Raw genomic sequence first — 15,084 nt, 5'->3', positions numbered from 1 at the left:
CCTTGTGGGGTGGGGCCGCTTCTGCGTATACGCGGGCAGGGCCTCGAACTCGATCACCAGTTGCGCTGCACCGGCGGTTCCGGCGGCGCCACGTCAGGCGGCCGGATGACGTAGACGATCCGCCCGGAACGGGCCCAGGCACGGTCGAGCTCGCCGAGGTCGTACGTCGTCCGCACCGCTTCATCGCTGGCGATCTTGTGGGAGGCGGGGTCGTGGACGACGGGGTGGCCGTCGTCCCCGAAACCGGTCAGCACGAGCAGATGGCCGTTGGTGACGTACCCGGCGCCGGTCAGCTCGCCCTCCTGGTGCGAGACGGCCAGCACCAGCGGGATCCCGGCCTCGACGAACCGGGCGGCCTCGGCGAAGGAACGCAGCCTGGTGACGTACGCGACCAGGCCGCGGGAGCCCGCATAGGCGGTGTTGAAGGCCCAGTTGCCGGCGCCGCCGAAGGACTCGTCGTAGACCTCTCGCACGGTGAACGGAACCTGCGGGTCGGGGGTGTCGTAGTCGACCCAGGCAGTCTCTGCGGATGTGGGGCCGGCACCCCAGAAGTCGGCGATCATCGCCGTCGACGCGGCGCTGCACCAGGACTGGCCGCCACCGTCCCAGTGCGGATAGCGGTCGCGGTGGAGCTGTTGCGAGTAAACCGGTACGCCATCCACGACCGCCCCGCGAGCCACCGCGCCCGGCGCCGGCCGAGACCCCCTGGCATCCGCCGAGACCATCGCCCCGACCAGGCTGGCCCGCGGCAGGCTCCCGGCGGGACCGTGCAGGCTCAGCCGCAACGAGAACGCGGTGAACCCACGCCCGTCCCGGCCCAGGACGGTGTCGTCGGCCACGACCGCGACCGGATCCTCCTGACCCGCGACCGACGTGGACGTGAACGCGGCGTCCGAGGACCAGCGGGCCAGCACCAGCCAGCCGCTGCGCTCCCCCGACTCGGCGACCACCTGAGCGGCGACCTCCACCCAGCTCCCGGGCGGCGTCACCACGTTCCAGGAGGCGACCAGCTCGTCGAAGGAGAACCCGGGACTGACCTCGGGAGACACCCAGACACCGGCTTCGGGCGCGATCTGCGCGGCCGACCAGCCGGTCCAGAGGATGTCAGGGCTCAAGGAACCTCAGTGCTCGAGCCCGAGCTTGCCCATGCGCTCGACGTGGCGCTGGGTCAGGCGGGTGAGCATCTCGCCGATGGTGCCGAGGTCGAGGCCCGGGAGGTGACCGCCGGTGATCAGCTCGCTGAGCCCCTCACGGGTGGCCGCGACCTGCTGCGCCTGGATGATCGCCTCGCCCATCAGGCGGCGGCCCCACAGCGCGAGCCGCCCGCCGATGAGGTGGTCGGCCTCGATGCCGGCCCGCACCCGGTCCACGACGAAGTCGGACCGGCCGGCGTCCTCGAGAGTGGTGACCACGAGCTTGTGGGTCTCCTCGTCCAGATACCTGGCGACCTCGCGGTAGAAGTCGTTCGCGAGCCCGTCACCGACGTACGCCTTGACCAGGGACTCCCACCAGTCGGCAGGCTTCGTGTGGCGGTGGAACTCGTCGAACCCCTCACGCAGCGGCTCCATCGCCACGTACGGGTCGACCCCGAGCTCCCCGAGCCGGTCCAGGACCGGCTGGATCTTGGCGTGCTGCGCAGCAGCCATCGCGAGCAGGGCCGTCTTGTCCTCCAACGAGGGGGCCATCTTCGCGTCGTCGGTCAGTCGCTCGACGGCCGAGACCTCGCCGTAGGCGACCGCACCCAGCAGGTCGATGACGGCAGCCTTGTAAACAGGATCATCGAAGGGATTCTGAGGACCCGTGAACTCTGACGATGCAACCACGGGAGAACCCTACCGATAGAATGCCTTTTGACCGACCCAGCGCTGCAGATATCCAACTCGATATCGCAGTGGTCTGGTTCCCGTATGTGCGCGGCGTGGCACTCGCTTGGCAAGCTCGAGACACCCGTGAGTCGCTCGCCGCATTCGATGAGACAAGCGAGTAGCGACGAAATCATGACAACGTTCAAGGACCTCGGGGTTCATCCCGAGATCTGCGCTCCGCTCGAGCGCAAAGGCATCACCACCCCGTTCGCCATCCAGGAGATGACGCTCTCGGTCGCCCTTCAGGGCACCGACCTGATCGGGCAGGCCCGCACGGGCTCCGGCAAGACGCTGGCCTTCGGCATCCCGGTCGTCCAGCGCAGTGTGTCCCCCAAGGACCGCGACTACATCGACCTTCCGCAGGGCAAGCCGCAGGCACTGATCGTGGCGCCGACCCGCGAGCTCGCCATGCAGGTCTCGGCCGAGATCTCGATGATCTCCGAGGACCGCGGCCTCCGCGTGCTGACCGTCTACGGTGGCGCCGGCTACGAGCCCCAGATCGAGGCCCTGGAGAAGGGCGTCGACATCGTCGTCGGCACCCCGGGGCGCCTGATCGACCTGGCCAACCGGAAGGTCCTCGACCTCTCCCACGTGCACGCGCTGGTCCTCGACGAGGCCGACGAGATGCTCGACCTCGGGTTCCTGCCCGACGTGGAGAAGCTGGTCACGCTCACCCCGGAAACCCGCCAGACGCTGCTCTTCTCGGCCACCATGCCGGGTGCGATCGTGGCGCTGGCGCGCTCCTACATGCGCCACCCGATGAACATCCGGGCCGAGTCCGCCAGCGAGCGGGAGACGGTGCCTGCCACCGCGCAGTTCGTCTACCAGGCCCACGACCTCGACAAGCCCGAGATGATCGGCCGTCTGCTGCAGTGCGAGGACCACGACAAGGTAGTCGTCTTCGCCCGCACCAAGCGGCAGGCCCAGCGCGTCGCCGACGACCTCGCCGAGCGCGGCTTCCCGGCCTCTCCCCTGCACGGTGACATGCAGCAGGCCGCCCGCGAGCGGGTGATGCAGAAGTTCCGTGACGGCAAGGTCGAGGTCCTGGTGGCCACCGACGTCGCCGCGCGCGGCATCGACGTCACCGGCGTCTCCCACGTGGTCAACTACACGACCCCCGACGACGAGAAGACCTATGTCCACCGCATCGGCCGCACCGGCCGCGCCGGGGCCTCCGGTGTCGCGGTCACGTTCGTCGACTGGGCCGACCTCCACAAGTGGAAGATGATCAACAAGGCGCTCGACCTCCCCTTCGACGAGCCGCAGGAGACCTACTCCTCCTCGGAGCACTTCCTCCACGACATGGGCATCCCGAAGGGCACCAAGGGCCGGATCAAGGCCGCAGCGCCCGCGAAGCCGAAGGACAAGGACGCCGGCTCGGACGGTGAGAAGCGCGAGCGCGCTCCCCGCAACCGAAACCGCCAGCGCACCCGCTCCCGCGGTGGCCAGGTGGTCGAGAAGACCGCCGCTCCGGCCGCCGAGGCCACCGGCTCGGCGAAGCCCGCCGAGGGCGAGGCCGGCGCCGAGGGCTCCGCTCCCCGTCGCCGTCGTCGCCGCCGCTCGTCGGGCTCGGGCGGCAGCTCCGCGCCGAAGGCCGACGCCTGAGCCGTCGCGCCTACGGCGTCACGATCACCTTGGTGCCGAGCCGCGCGAAGCGCCACATCGCCTTCGCGTCCGGCTCGGCCTGACGGATGCACCCGTGCGACAGCGGTGTGCCGAGCTGGGCGCGGGTCTGCACGCGCTTGCCCTTGTCCACCGGGATGTCGTGGAAGCCGATCGCGGCCCTGGGGCCTGTGGCGAAGCGTACGAACCACTGCATCGTGCCCGAGTCGTCGATCCCCCTCGCGTTCTTGGAGCGCGAGAAGACCTTGTAGGCGCCGGGCTCGAGGTTGTCGTAGACACTGCCCGAGACCGGATAGGTACGCCGCACCTTGCCCGCCGCGGACACGATCCAGACCCGCTGGCGGCTGATCGAGAAGACCGCCCGGCGACCCCGGCCGGAGTCGGCCGGAAGCACCTTCTCCTGGGCTGCCATCCGCGCGTCGACGTGGCGGTTGATCCCCGCCTCACGCTGGGCGTCGTGCGGCCAGACCGGGGTGCGCGCCTCGTCGTCGAGACCCATCTTCATGCCGTTGTCGGCCACACTGGTCCGCCCGTCGGCCTCGGCCTCGGGCTCGGCGACGATCTCGATGCCGCCGTAGAGGCCGGCCGAGGTCAGCAAGGACGCCGCGAAGAGCATCTTGATGCGCCTGAGGGGCCGCGACATCATGCGATGTCGCCCACCGCTGCTCACTGCTCCATCACGCGCCCGAGTCCGCATGCCAGTTCCACGTCGAACATCATCCAAACTCGTACGACCGCAAGTCAACTGTCACACGACAGACAGAAACCGCGATTCCTCGGCGAACCGGCGGCCCGACGCCCGTCTCCCCCACCCCGATGGTGGCAGGATTGCCCCATGTCGAACCCCACCGCCCTGATCACCGGCGCGACCGCCGGCATCGGACTCGCCTTCGCCCAGCAGCTCGCCGCGCGAGGTCACCACCTCGTGCTCGTCGCCCGTGACGAGGAGCGGCTCAACGGCGTCGCCAAGGACCTCACCGAAGCCCACGGCGTCGATGTCGAGGTGCTCCGCGCCGACCTGACCGACAGCGCCGACCTGGCCACGGTCGAGGCCCGGCTGGCCGACCTCGACCATCCGGTCGACCTGCTCGTCAACAACGCCGGTCACGGCCTCAAGCACCGGTTCCTCGACAACACCGCCGACGAGGAGACCGCGATGGCCGAGGTGCTCGTCATCGCCCCGCTACGCCTGTCCCACGCCGCGCTCGGCGCCCAGGTCGTCCGCGGCCACGGCGGCATCATCAACGTCGGCTCCGTCGCCTCCTACCTTCCCCGCGGCACCTACTCCGCCGCCAAGGCGTGGATCAACTCGTTCACCGAGTGGGCCCACAACGAGTACGCCGGCAAGGGCATCAAGGTGATGGCCCTGCTGCCCGGGTTCACCAAGACCGAGTTCCACGAGCGTCTCGGCTCCGGCTACGACTCCGCTCCGGCATGGATGTGGCTCGACGTCGACGACCTGGTCCGCGAGGCCCTCGACGACTACGAGGACGACAAGACCTTCTCGATCCCGAGCAAGCGCTACAAGGCGCTGGCCACCGTCGCGCGGGCGGTCCCCTCCGGCGTACTCCAGAAGTTCCAGTCGCTCGGCCGGAAGTAGCCGGCTCGGCAGGTGGTTCGGCTGATCCGGCCTCAGGCGTTCGCGATGAACGTCGTGACCGCGTCGGCGACCATCTGGACGGCGATGGCGGACAGGAGCAGACCGGCGATCCTGGTGATGAGCAGGACGCCGGACTCCTTGAGGACCTTCAGGATCGGGATGGAGAAGACCATCGCGATCAGGAGTGCGATGTGGACGACGACGAGGCCGAGGCCGAGCCCGACGGCGCTCCCGACGGAGTCGACCTCCTGGGTGAAGACCATGGTGGCGACGATCGCGCCCGGCCCGGCCAGGAGCGGGGTGCCGAGCGGCACCATGGCCACGTTGGCTCCGGCGGCTGCGACGGGGTCGTCGAAGTTGTCGGTGAGCAGCTCGAGGGCGACCAGCAGCAGGAGCAGGCCACCGGCGCACTGCAGCGCCTCCAGGGAGATGTGCAGGAAGTGCAGGATCGCCTGCCCGAAGAGCGCGAAGATCGTGATCACCAGGAACGAGACCGCGACCGCGAGCAGTGCCGCGCGGCGCTGCTTGCCCGGTGACTGTCCCGCGGTCAGCGACAGGAAGATCGGGATCGTGCCGACGGGGTCCATGATCACGAAGAGCGTCACGAACGTGGAGACGAAGATCTCGGTCACCGTACGACCTCTGGGGTGGTGCGTCCGGAGGCTGCCGAGGCTGCGGCGGCCCGCTCCAGGAGCCGCTCGTACTCGGCCGGTGCAGTGGTGTTCACTCCCAGATGGTGACCCACCTTCCCGGTGCCGTGGTAATCGCTGGATCCGGTCACCACGAGGTCGAGGTTGCGGGCGATCACGCGCAGCTTCTCGCGGGTCTCCGGGCTGTGATCCTGGTGGTCGACCTCCAGCCCGGACAGGCCCGCGTCGACCAGTGCGGACAGGGCCGCCTCGTCGGGTTGCTCACGTCCGGACCGACCCCACGGATGGGCGATCACGGTGACCCCACCGGCGGCTGCGACGGTGCGGATCATCGGCTCGAGCGGGGCCGCGTAGCGATTGACGTACGCAGGTTTGCCGGCCCCGAGATAGCGGTTGAAGGCCTCGTCACGACTGAGCACGTAGCCCTTGGCGACGAGCGCGTCGGCGAGGTGCGGGCGCCCCGAGGCGGCGGCATCGCCGGAGACCGCAGCGACGTCCTCGAGAGACACCTCGATGCCGAGGCTGGCCAGCCGGTCCAGCATCAGCGGCAGGCGCCCGTCGCGGCCGGCGAGCACGCGGGCGAGCTCCTCGACCAGCGGCGGATAGGTCCGGTCGGGAAGATAGGCCAGCAGGTGGACACCGTGCCCGGCGTGGTTGGCGCTGATCTCCATGCCACGCACCAGCTCGATCCCGGACTCGGTGGCCGCGGCGGCCGCCTCGTCCCAGCTGGCGGCGGTGTCGTGGTCGGTGATCGCGACGACATCGAGCCCCGCGGCCTTCGCCGCCTGGATGAGCTCGGTGGGCGAATCGGTCCCGTCACTCACGCGGGAGTGAGTGTGGAGGTCGATGCGCACCTGCACATCCTAGGGGGAGTTCCACCAGGATCCACCGTGCCCACCGAAGGGCAGCTCGACCATCTGCACGCCCAGGTCGCCGACCTGACGCAGGTGCCAGCCGTCCTGGAGCGTCAGCATCGCCGTGGCCGGCCGGAAGACCAGCCACAGCCAGCGGCCGGCGGCCTCGCCGACCACCACGGACCGCTCCCACTCCTCAGCGCCGTTGGTCCACTGGGTGATCGGCCACAGCGGCACCAGCTGCCCGGCGACGCGGACCCGCGTCGTGGGCGGCCCGGTGCAGGCATCGATGCCCGGATCCGGTCCCTCGGTGCGCGCACAGCGCGCGCCCAGCCCGACACCGGCCTCCTCGGTGACCACGGTCATCTCCACCTGGCCGTCGTCAGGGGTCACACCGGTCACCGTGACCAGGGTCGCCGCCCCCTTGCCCTCGTCACCGACCACGGCGAGGTCCGCGATCGACCAGCCGGACTCGACCGGCCAGGGCACGTAGGTGGGTACGTCACCGGCCAGCGCGAGGACCTGCACCAGATCCTCGTAGGAGGCCACGTCCGTGCGCCACAGCGGCGTCACCACGCCGTGCTCGGGGCAGGACCGGGTGCCGCCGGCGCCGATGCTCGCCACCGGCGTCGCGCAGCGTGGACAGCCAACCGCAAGTGCCACCCCACAACGGTGACCCGTGCCATCCGTCTGGTCAAGCATCAGGTCGAGCGTCGGCCGCTGGGTTCTCAGCGGACCCGTCGGCCGGCTAGGTGTTCCACTGCTTGACGACGGGCTGCCCGTGGTGGGCGTCCAGCATCGAGATGGTCGCGGTGTCGAGCCGGAAGAACCGCCCGTCGCTGACCGGGAGCCCCAGCCACACCGCCGCGAGCGCGCACAGCGCGTGACCGTGGGAGAAGACCAGGGTGTCGCCATCACGCTCGCGGGCGGCGGTCACGACCCGGCCCAGCCGCTCCTGGACAGAGGCTGCTGCCTCTCCCCCGGGCGTCGCCGCGGTCCACAGGCTCCAGCCGGGAACGGTGCGGTGGATCTCGTCGGTGGTGATGCCCTCGTAGTCGCCGTAGTCCCACTCGACCAGGTCGTCGGTGACGTCGGCGTCGGGGAAGCCCGCGAGCTCAGCCGTACGCAGCGCCCGCTGTCGCGGGGAGGTCAGGACCGCGGCGTACTTCTGGTCCTGGAGCCGTGACGCGAGCAGCTTGGCGGCATCCTCCCCCTCCGGGAGGAGGGGAAGGTCGGTGCGGGAGGTGTGCCGGCCGTTGAGGGACCACTCGGTGGTGCCGTGCCTGACGAGGTAGAGGGCCATGAGCAGCATTATTGGTGATCGCCGCTCCGGCGCTGGGTCAGGCCCGAGTGATGAGCCGGTTGACCTCGCGGACGAACACGTTGGGGGCGAGGTCGGCGGCGGTCGAGAGCGCCCTGGCCGGGAGGCCGACGGTGGTGTGCACCTTGGGCAGCCGGAACAGGCCCTTGCGCGGCTGGGCCATCTCCCAGACCTGGTCGGCGACGTCCTCGACGGTGAGCCGGATGCCCAGGGTCTCGTGGGAGGAGGCGACGTTGCCCTCGAGCAGCGCGGTCCTCACCCACAGCGGCCAGACCGCCTGGACCCGGATGCCCTCCTTGCGCCACTCCAGCTCCAGCGCCTCGGTGAGGCCCCGCACGGCGTACTTCGACGCGCTGTAGGAGGCGATCTCCGGCTGGCCGTAGATCGCGCTCGCGCTGCACACGTTGATGACGCCCGAGCCCGGCGTGGCCCGGAGGTAGGGGTAGGCCGTGTGGCAGCCGTTGATCACGCCGTTGACGTTGATCTCGATGGTCTGGTGGTGCTGGGCCAGGTCGACGTCGGTCAGGCGACCGGCGCGCAGGATGCCGGCGTTGTTGACCAGCAGGTCGAGCCGACCCCCGGCGGCGGTGGCGAACTCCTCGAACGCCGCCTTCCAGGAGGCCGGGTCGGTGACGTCGAGAGCACCTCCGATGGCGTTGTCGGAGCCGAGGATCGCGGCGACGTCACGGGCCAGGTCGACGTCGATGTCGTAGACGCCGACGAACCAGCCCTCGGTCGCGAACTTCTCCACGATCGCCTTGCCGATCCCCTGGGCGGAGCCGGAGACGAAAAGTGCTTTCTTACCTGCCATGACGTGCTCCTTACACAGGGATGAGCGCCCAGTAGTCGAGGTCGAGCAGCACACCGGGGGCGTACTTGCCGTCCTCGCCGCGCAGGGTCATCGACTCGTCGCGCCCCTTGGTGGCGACCAGCCGCAGCCGCAGCGCGCCGACGCCCGGGGCGTCCGTCTCGACCCGGTCGAGCACCTCCGACCAGGCGTAGACGGTGTCCCCCGCGAAGGCCGGGGAGGTGTGCGCACCGGCGTTGATCGCGGCGATGAGCTGGGCGTTGGCGAGGCCGTTGAACGACAGCGCCCGGGCCAGCGAGATGATGTGGCCGCCGTAGACGAGGTTGCGGCCGTCGGGCCGGGCCTCGACGTTGAAGTGCACCTTCGCGGTGTTCTGCCACAGCCGGGTGGCCTGCTGGTGCTCGGAGGCGGTCAGCGTCACACCGTCGACGTGGTCGATCTTCTCCCCGACCTCGTAGTCGCCGAGCCGGTGGGGCTCACCGGCCGCGGTGAAGTCGTAGCCGGAGAAGTCCAGGCCCTTCGGCACGATCAGGTTCTTCGGGTCCACCGCCGCGGCCAGCTCCGGGATCACGGTCTCCGGCGCCTCGACGGACTGGTCACGCTTGTGCACCATCACCCAGCGCGCCCAGTCGATGGCGACCTCGCCGCGCTGGTTGGTGGCGGTGGAACGCACGTAGACCACGCCGGACTTGCCGTTGGAGTTCTGCTTGAGGCCGATGACCTCGGACTTCGTCGAGAGCGTGTCGCCCGGCACCACCGGCTGGTGGAAGCGGCACTCTGCGTAGCCGAGGTTGGCGACCGCGTTGAGCGAGACGTCCGGGACGGTCTTGCCGAAGGCGATGTGGAAGCCGATCAGCTCCTCCACCGGGTGCACGCCCAGGCCAACGGAGGCCGCGAAAGCAGCGCTCGACGGCACCGCGAAGCGGGTCGGGTAGAGCGACCCGTACGCAGCCCGGTCGCCCTCGGTCACCGTGCGCGGCGTCGCGTGCTCGATGACCTGGCCGACCTGGAAGTCCTCGAAGAAGTTGCCGGGGTTCGTCTTGCTCATCTGCGGCCTCTCGTCGGTGAGTCTGGCGAAGCGTTGATTACCGGAGGGTAACCTAGCTCAGACCATCCCGTGGAGGCGTTCCGGGATGCGTAGCAGACGCTGGTTACGGAGGTTGTCGATGTGACCCGCGCCGACGGCTCGGTGCACCCCGTTCCCCTCGCGGACGAGCCTGGCCGGCAGCACCGAGGCCGGGTCGAACTCCTCGACGTCGGCTCCCACCGACGCGGTCGCCGCGGTCAGCAGATCCGCCAGGTCGTCGCCGGAGCGCCCCCACGAGCTGCCCTTGCCGCGGCCCACCGACTTGGCGAGCTCGTTGCGACGGTCGGCCTGTCGCCGGAGCAGATCCACGTCGGCGAACTTCATGTGGACCATGAACAGGCCCGGGTCGGGCACGAACGGCGCCCTGATCCCGTGGGAGGCGGACGTCCAGGCAGCCGGCACCCGCTTGACCGAGGGTTTGCACATCAACGGCGCGAACTGGGCGTACGCCCGCTGGCCGAGGATCGGCTTGCCGTTGACCAGCGGTCCCTCGACCGCGGTGTGGTGGACGACGTTGAGGGCGAACGGAGCGATCACCCGCTCGGGCCGCCTGGAGAGGTAGTCCGACAGGTCGGCGTACCTCGCCGGGTCGGGGACCAGGAACTCGTCGACATCGGTGAAGATGACCACGTCGTAGACGCCCAGGAGGCCCTGGGCGACCCCGCTGGCCAGGCTCATCCGGCCGACCTCGAAGCTGCCCTTCCGGAAGCCGGGCAGGCGCTGGACCGTGCACGCCAGGTCGTCGGTGGAACCGTCGGTCGAGCCGTCGTCGAAGACGATCAGGTTCTCGTGGCCCGCCGCACGGCCGTAGTGGTCGACCCAGCGGGCGAGCATCTCGCCCTCGTCGCGGGCGATCGTGAGCACCGCGATCCGCGGCGTCGCGACCGTGGTGTCGCCCGCCTCCTCGGCGAGCCTGCGTCGACGGCGCAGGCTCCAGCTGCTTGACAAAGAATTCCCCCGATGTGTTGAGGCCCTACGTACGGACCAGCTCCTCTCGCCGGACGGACCACTCGACGAGGTCGGCCAGGGCGGAGACGGCGCGCGCCGGGGCCTTGCGGCCCTCCCCCGGGTCGATGGCCTCACCAGGAATGGTCGGGTCGGCGAGCTTCTTGTCGAGATCCGCACGCAGCGCCGCGTACGAAGCCACGGCGGCGTCTCGGACCTGCGTGTCGGTGACCTTGCGCGGGTCGGTCCCGCGTACGTCCACCGGGGCCAGGTCGTCGAGATCCCCGTGGATGGTGGCGTCCAGACCGCGGAGCTCCGCGGCCTGGTCGCGGGTGAACGCCTGCGTCCAGCGCGGCGGCTCGAGGCCGATGCGCGGGTCGTCGACCGTGAGCGCCGGCATCAGGCGCTTGCCGAGGACGTGCTTGCGCAGGCCCATCGCAGCCGGGTAGGCCAGCCCGCGCCGGTCCAGCTCGGCGTTGAGGCACCGCAGGACCTCGACGGTCGCGGCGCCGAGGGAGGTGTTCCTCGGTGGCGGGCTCTTCATGCCCTCGGGGTCGAAGCCCATCGCCGCCCCGAAACGCTCCAGCAGCAGCGTCGCCGGGCTGCCCGGAGGCGGCACGGTGACCAGGTGAAGCGGGCCGGCCTGGCCCCAGCGCCGGGCGATGGCGACCATGTCCTGCTCGGACCAGAACCGCTTGCCGGGCTTGGAGTGGCGGCGCTCGGAGGAGCCCGGCCGGCTCCTGTTGACCGCGGTGAGGAACTCCGCCCAGGTCCAGTCCATGCCGTTCTGGATGAGCTCCTGCCACATCGACGGGATCTGTCGGTTGATGTCGCGCAGGGAGAGGACCAGCTCAGGCGTCACGCCCTTGAAGCTCGTCGCCACCCGTTCGACCGTCTCCGGGGTCGCCGGAGCGAGCAGCTCGACCGAGATCAGCGCGGTGCCGTCCCACTCGTCGACCTCGTCGACCAGGCGGTCCCAGGCACCGGCGACCGAGTCACCTTGAGGGTGGGTCCGGCGGCCCTTCACGTCGAGGACGGCCTCGATCTGGTTGCGCCAGCGCGCGCCGGGGACCAGGAACCCGCGCTCGGCGAGGAGCGCCTTGTTCTTGTACAGGGCACCCTGCAGATACGTCGTCCCCGACTTCATCGCCCCGACATGGAGCACTACCCGGCGCGCCACCTTCATTACCTCTCGACCAGACCGACCCGATACCCCAGCGGGTGCACGAAATTGGGCCCAGTCTAGGGCCAGAACTCAGGAGCCGCCGCCACCGGCCTTGCGGCGGTGCATCTTGGGCGCGCCGCCGACGACCTCGGACCCGTGCGCCTTCTCCTTCGCCCCGGCGCTCTCGGCGTGTGCGTGGTCCTGGTTGTTCTTCTTCTCCAGCGCCTCGCGCATCTTGGCCTTGAGATCGTCGTTGGTCATCGCTGCCCCTCCATCGGCGTTGCCGAGTCGTTGCTCGGGTAAAGACCAACCTACGACAACGACCCTGCCGAGACCATGGGTTTCGGCAGGGTCGTCGCGGCGACGTCGAGCTCGCGGGTCAGGACTTGTAGTCCTTGAGGAGGCTGCGCCCGATGATCATCTTCTGGATGTCGCTGGTGCCCTCACCGATGAGCATGAACTTGACCTCGCGCATGAGCCGCTCGATCTCGTACTCCTTGGAGTAGCCGTAGCCACCGTGGATCCGGAAGGAGTCCTCCACGACCTCGTTGGCGTACTCGGAGGCGATCATCTTGGCCATGCCTGCCTCGACGTCCATCCGCTTGCCGGTGTCCTTGAGCCGGGCGGCGCGGACCATCATGTTGTGGGAGACCTCGACCTTGGTGCCCATCTCCGCGAGGCGGAACAGGATGGCCTGGTGCTCGGCGATCTTCTTGCCGAAGGTCTGACGCTGCTGGGAGTAGGCGATGCCGAGCTCGAAGCCACGGATCGCCAGGCCGCAGGCGCGGGCGGCGACGTTGACGCGGCCCACCTCGACGCCGTCCATCATCTGGAAGAAGCCCTTGCCCGGGGTGCCACCGAGGATCTGGTCGGCCGAGATCTTGTGACCCTCGAAGATCATCTCGGTCGTGTCGATGCCCTTGTAGCCCATCTTGTCGATCTTGCCGGGCACCGTGACGCCCTGGGCGGTCTCGCCGAAGCCCGGGGTCTTCTCCACCAGGAAGGTGGTCATGTTCTTGTAGACGCTCTCGGCGCCCTCGTCGGTCTTGGTCAGCACCGCGACCAGCGTGGAGGAGCCACCGTTGGTCAGCCACATCTTCTGGCCGGTGATCTCATAAGACCCGTCGGCCTGCTTGGTCGCCTTGGTCGACACCGCGGACACGTCGGAGCCGAGGCCCGGCTCGGACATCGAGAACGCGCCGCGTACCTCACCGGTCGCCATGCGCGGGAGGTACTTCTGCTTCTGCTCCTCGGTGCCGTGCTGCATCAGCATGTAGGCCACGATGAAGTGCGTGTTGATCACACCCGAGACGGACATCCAGCCGCGCGCGATCTCCTCGACGCACAGCGCGTACGTCAGCAGCGACTCACCCAGCCCGCCGTACTCCTCCGGGATCATCAGGCCGAAGATGCCCAGCTCCTTGAGCCCTTCCACGATCTCGGTCGGATACTCATCGGCGTGCTCCAGCTCCTGGGCCACCGGGATGACCTTCTCGTCCACGAACTGACGAACGGTCTTCAGGATCTCTTCCTGAATGTCGGTGAGACCCTCGGTCTCGGCAAGGCGACCCATGCTCTACTCCTAATCTCGGTGGTCGGGGGCAGGTCTTTCAGACCCGTCTGGACCACGCTGACGTCACTGCGGCAGGTTACCAATCAGTAACCACCAGCGACAGGTGACACCCGCCACACCGCGATCCTACGATGCTCAGACTCGCCGTCCGACTGACGAGAAGAACGGCTTGAAGAGCTTGTCGTACGACGTCTTGCTGACGCTCACGTAGCCCGACCGCTTCCCGGTCCCGGCCAAGGCGGACATCTGGGTGCTGGAGCTGAACGCGAACGCCGGGGTGGCACCCGTCCGGCTGATCAGCAGCACGGTCGCACGCAGGCCGGCACGGTCGTAGCCGCGCGGGCGCGGGACGGCCCAGCTGCCCTTGCCCACGTTCTTGCCGAGGACGCGCTGCAGCGAACGCATCTCGTCGGTCGTGGTCCGCTCCGCGGTGACGACCTGGACCCGCACCCCGCGGGACTTGGCCCGCTTCAGCGCCCGAACCACCCTGGCGTTGGTCAGGGCACGGGTGGCCAGGTGGACGACCTGGCCTCGCCTGGCGCTGTTGACCGACTTCAGCACCGTACGCAGCACGCTCTGCTCCTCGGCGACGCTCAGTCCCGGGTCGGTGACCACGACCCCCGGCCCGAAGCCGACCCGGGCGGACCCCTCCGTCGAGGTGACCGGAAGCGGCGAGAAGTCGACCCGGACCGCGTTGTGGTCCGATTCGAGACCGAAAGCCCGCTGGTTGCCGGTGGCGAACCGCGCGATCCCACGGGCCAGCACGTAGTCGATGGTCGATGCCCGGCGGTGCGTGACCGGCGCCTGCTCGGTGACGTCGTAGGTCGGGACCAGGTGCTGCTCGGCGAAGATGTCGCGCGGGTAGCGCGAGCCGTCGTACTGCACGTTCAGATCGCCGCCGACCACCACCGGTCCGCGTCGGGCGAGCGCCTTGACGAGCACGTTCAGCGCGCGGGCAGAAGGACGGACCAGATCGCCGTAGTACTTCGACTTGGGCGCGAAGTGCACGGCGACCACCGACACGTTGCGGCCGCTCGCCCGATTCTCGAGCGTGACCCAGTTGGCGTACCTGATCCCCCAGTGCAGCCGCTGACCGGCGGGCTTGCCGCGCTTGTTGCTGATCTGGTGGATGCCCTTCGAGGCCGCGGACCACTTGTCGTTGTCCCAGGCGACCGCCGTCGCCGACCTGTAGGAGTCTCCGCCCTTGCGCCACACCCGGTAGCGCCCCGGCTCGAGATCCGCGGTCCGGCGGCGATTGACCTCGTTGTAGGTGATGAAGTCGGGAGCGGTGCCGACGACCGTGCGTACGTCCCGCTTGAATCTCGCCGTGCCCATGCTGGCCTTGATGTTCGCCTGCACCATCCGATAGCGCGTCGGCGAATAGGCGACGGTCTCCAGCTCTGTCGGGGCCGGAGCGGTCGAGTCACGCACGGCGACGAGCGCGCCGCCGAGGAGAGCGACGACGAGACCCGCGGAGAGCAGGGCCCTGGTCACCCGAGCGCCGCCAGACGCGGGATGAGGTTGTGTACGCATCCGTCAGGGCCCCTCTCAGCAGTGGCGACCGATCACGCTGGCCACATAGACAACTTTTGT

16 protein-coding genes are annotated in these 15,084 nt (G+C 69.3%); 2 read left to right on the top strand and 14 right to left on the bottom strand.

From position 1 onward, the window contains the following. Positions 1 to 53: 53 nt before the first annotated feature. Both ACFVDI_RS21420 and ACFVDI_RS21415 read right to left on the bottom strand, forming a co-directional pair. Positions 54 to 1,115: a C39 family peptidase gene (locus ACFVDI_RS21420; RefSeq protein ID WP_378909840.1), complete on the bottom strand. Its 1,062-nt coding sequence runs from the start codon at positions 1,113 to 1,115 to the stop codon at positions 54 to 56. A gap of 6 nt (positions 1,116 to 1,121) precedes the next feature. Further along, positions 1,122 to 1,823, bottom strand: a complete 702-nt coding sequence (locus ACFVDI_RS21415; protein WP_378909838.1) for a ferritin-like fold-containing protein — start codon at positions 1,821 to 1,823, stop codon at positions 1,122 to 1,124. A gap of 84 nt (positions 1,824 to 1,907) precedes the next feature. On the opposite strand from ACFVDI_RS21415, the gene ACFVDI_RS21410 reads away from it, so the two are divergent. Continuing rightward, the gene (locus ACFVDI_RS21410; protein ID WP_378909835.1) at positions 1,908 to 3,470 is read left to right on the top strand and encodes a DEAD/DEAH box helicase; all 1,563 of its coding nucleotides are present in this window, start codon (positions 1,908 to 1,910) and stop codon (positions 3,468 to 3,470) included. Between the two features lie 10 nt (positions 3,471 to 3,480). Here ACFVDI_RS21410 and ACFVDI_RS21405 read toward each other — a convergent pair whose 3' ends face one another. After that, entirely contained in the window at positions 3,481 to 4,134 is a 654-nt protein-coding gene (locus ACFVDI_RS21405; protein ID WP_378909833.1) for a L,D-transpeptidase, read from the bottom strand. A gap of 189 nt (positions 4,135 to 4,323) precedes the next feature. On the opposite strand from ACFVDI_RS21405, the gene ACFVDI_RS21400 reads away from it, so the two are divergent. Then, positions 4,324 to 5,088 carry an SDR family NAD(P)-dependent oxidoreductase gene (locus tag ACFVDI_RS21400; protein WP_378909830.1) on the top strand — a complete coding sequence of 255 codons (765 nt, stop codon included), beginning with the start codon at positions 4,324 to 4,326 and terminating at the stop codon, positions 5,086 to 5,088. 32 nt (positions 5,089 to 5,120) lie between these two features. Here ACFVDI_RS21400 and ACFVDI_RS21395 read toward each other — a convergent pair whose 3' ends face one another. The 11 genes from ACFVDI_RS21395 to ACFVDI_RS21345 all read right to left on the bottom strand — a co-directional run bounded on the left by ACFVDI_RS21395 (position 5,121) and on the right by ACFVDI_RS21345 (position 14,985). After that, the gene (locus ACFVDI_RS21395; RefSeq protein WP_378909828.1) at positions 5,121 to 5,720 is read right to left on the bottom strand and encodes a MarC family protein; all 600 of its coding nucleotides are present in this window, start codon (positions 5,718 to 5,720) and stop codon (positions 5,121 to 5,123) included. After that, entirely contained in the window at positions 5,717 to 6,592 is an 876-nt protein-coding gene (locus ACFVDI_RS21390; protein WP_378909826.1) for a PHP domain-containing protein, read from the bottom strand. The genes ACFVDI_RS21395 and ACFVDI_RS21390 overlap by 4 nt, the downstream gene beginning before the upstream one ends. Positions 6,593 to 6,601: 9 nt before the next feature. Continuing rightward, positions 6,602 to 7,255: a DUF6758 family protein gene (locus ACFVDI_RS21385; RefSeq protein WP_378909824.1), complete on the bottom strand. Its 654-nt coding sequence runs from the start codon at positions 7,253 to 7,255 to the stop codon at positions 6,602 to 6,604. Positions 7,256 to 7,340: 85 nt separating this feature from the next. Beyond that, a complete protein-coding gene (locus ACFVDI_RS21380; protein WP_378909821.1) occupies positions 7,341 to 7,895 on the bottom strand; it encodes a histidine phosphatase family protein in 555 nt (184 codons plus the stop codon). 37 nt (positions 7,896 to 7,932) lie between these two features. Beyond that, the gene (locus ACFVDI_RS21375; RefSeq protein WP_378909818.1) at positions 7,933 to 8,724 is read right to left on the bottom strand and encodes an SDR family oxidoreductase; all 792 of its coding nucleotides are present in this window, start codon (positions 8,722 to 8,724) and stop codon (positions 7,933 to 7,935) included. Positions 8,725 to 8,734: 10 nt separating this feature from the next. Beyond that, positions 8,735 to 9,769, bottom strand: coding sequence for a MaoC family dehydratase (locus ACFVDI_RS21370; RefSeq protein ID WP_378909815.1), 1,035 nt, complete (start codon positions 9,767 to 9,769; stop codon positions 8,735 to 8,737). A 57-nt stretch (positions 9,770 to 9,826) separates the two neighbouring features. Next, a complete protein-coding gene (locus tag ACFVDI_RS21365; protein WP_378909812.1) occupies positions 9,827 to 10,756 on the bottom strand; it encodes a glycosyltransferase family 2 protein in 930 nt (309 codons plus the stop codon). Between the two features lie 25 nt (positions 10,757 to 10,781). Next, on the bottom strand, positions 10,782 to 11,933 hold the full coding sequence (locus ACFVDI_RS21360; RefSeq protein WP_378909809.1) for a hypothetical protein: 1,152 nt from the start codon (positions 11,931 to 11,933) through the stop codon (positions 10,782 to 10,784). 75 nt (positions 11,934 to 12,008) lie between these two features. Next, positions 12,009 to 12,179: a DUF5302 domain-containing protein gene (locus ACFVDI_RS21355; RefSeq protein ID WP_008364156.1), complete on the bottom strand. Its 171-nt coding sequence runs from the start codon at positions 12,177 to 12,179 to the stop codon at positions 12,009 to 12,011. Positions 12,180 to 12,297: 118 nt separating this feature from the next. Then, the gene (locus ACFVDI_RS21350) at positions 12,298 to 13,491 is read right to left on the bottom strand and encodes an acyl-CoA dehydrogenase family protein (protein ID WP_378909804.1); all 1,194 of its coding nucleotides are present in this window, start codon (positions 13,489 to 13,491) and stop codon (positions 12,298 to 12,300) included. Between the two features lie 135 nt (positions 13,492 to 13,626). Next, the gene (locus ACFVDI_RS21345; protein WP_378909802.1) at positions 13,627 to 14,985 is read right to left on the bottom strand and encodes an endonuclease/exonuclease/phosphatase family protein; all 1,359 of its coding nucleotides are present in this window, start codon (positions 14,983 to 14,985) and stop codon (positions 13,627 to 13,629) included. Positions 14,986 to 15,084: the final 99 nt, after the last annotated feature.

Origin of the sequence: Nocardioides sp. NPDC057767, from assembly GCF_042798275.1 — a bacterium.
Classification (GTDB): Bacteria; Actinomycetota; Actinomycetes; order Propionibacteriales; family Nocardioidaceae; genus Nocardioides.
Note: the sequence above shows the minus strand (reverse complement) of the source record. Positions and strands in the feature narration are given on the sequence as shown.

Bases quoted from the DNA above. Each gene is read 5' to 3' on its own strand.
- ACFVDI_RS21355 (WP_008364156.1), bottom strand. From the start codon at position 12,179: ATGACCAACGACGATCTCAAGGCCAAGATGCGCGAGGCGCTGGAGAAG.
- ACFVDI_RS21410 (WP_378909835.1), top strand. From the start codon at position 1,908: ATGTGCGCGGCGTGGCACTCGCTTGGCAAGCTCGAGACACCCGTGAGT.
- ACFVDI_RS21375 (WP_378909818.1), bottom strand. From the start codon at position 8,724: ATGGCAGGTAAGAAAGCACTTTTCGTCTCCGGCTCCGCCCAGGGGATC.
- ACFVDI_RS21405 (WP_378909833.1), bottom strand. From the start codon at position 4,134: ATGATGTCGCGGCCCCTCAGGCGCATCAAGATGCTCTTCGCGGCGTCC.
- ACFVDI_RS21370 (WP_378909815.1), bottom strand. From the start codon at position 9,769: ATGAGCAAGACGAACCCCGGCAACTTCTTCGAGGACTTCCAGGTCGGC.
- ACFVDI_RS21400 (WP_378909830.1), top strand. From the start codon at position 4,324: ATGTCGAACCCCACCGCCCTGATCACCGGCGCGACCGCCGGCATCGGA.
- ACFVDI_RS21380 (WP_378909821.1), bottom strand. From the start codon at position 7,895: ATGGCCCTCTACCTCGTCAGGCACGGCACCACCGAGTGGTCCCTCAAC.
- ACFVDI_RS21350 (WP_378909804.1), bottom strand. From the start codon at position 13,491: ATGGGTCGCCTTGCCGAGACCGAGGGTCTCACCGACATTCAGGAAGAG.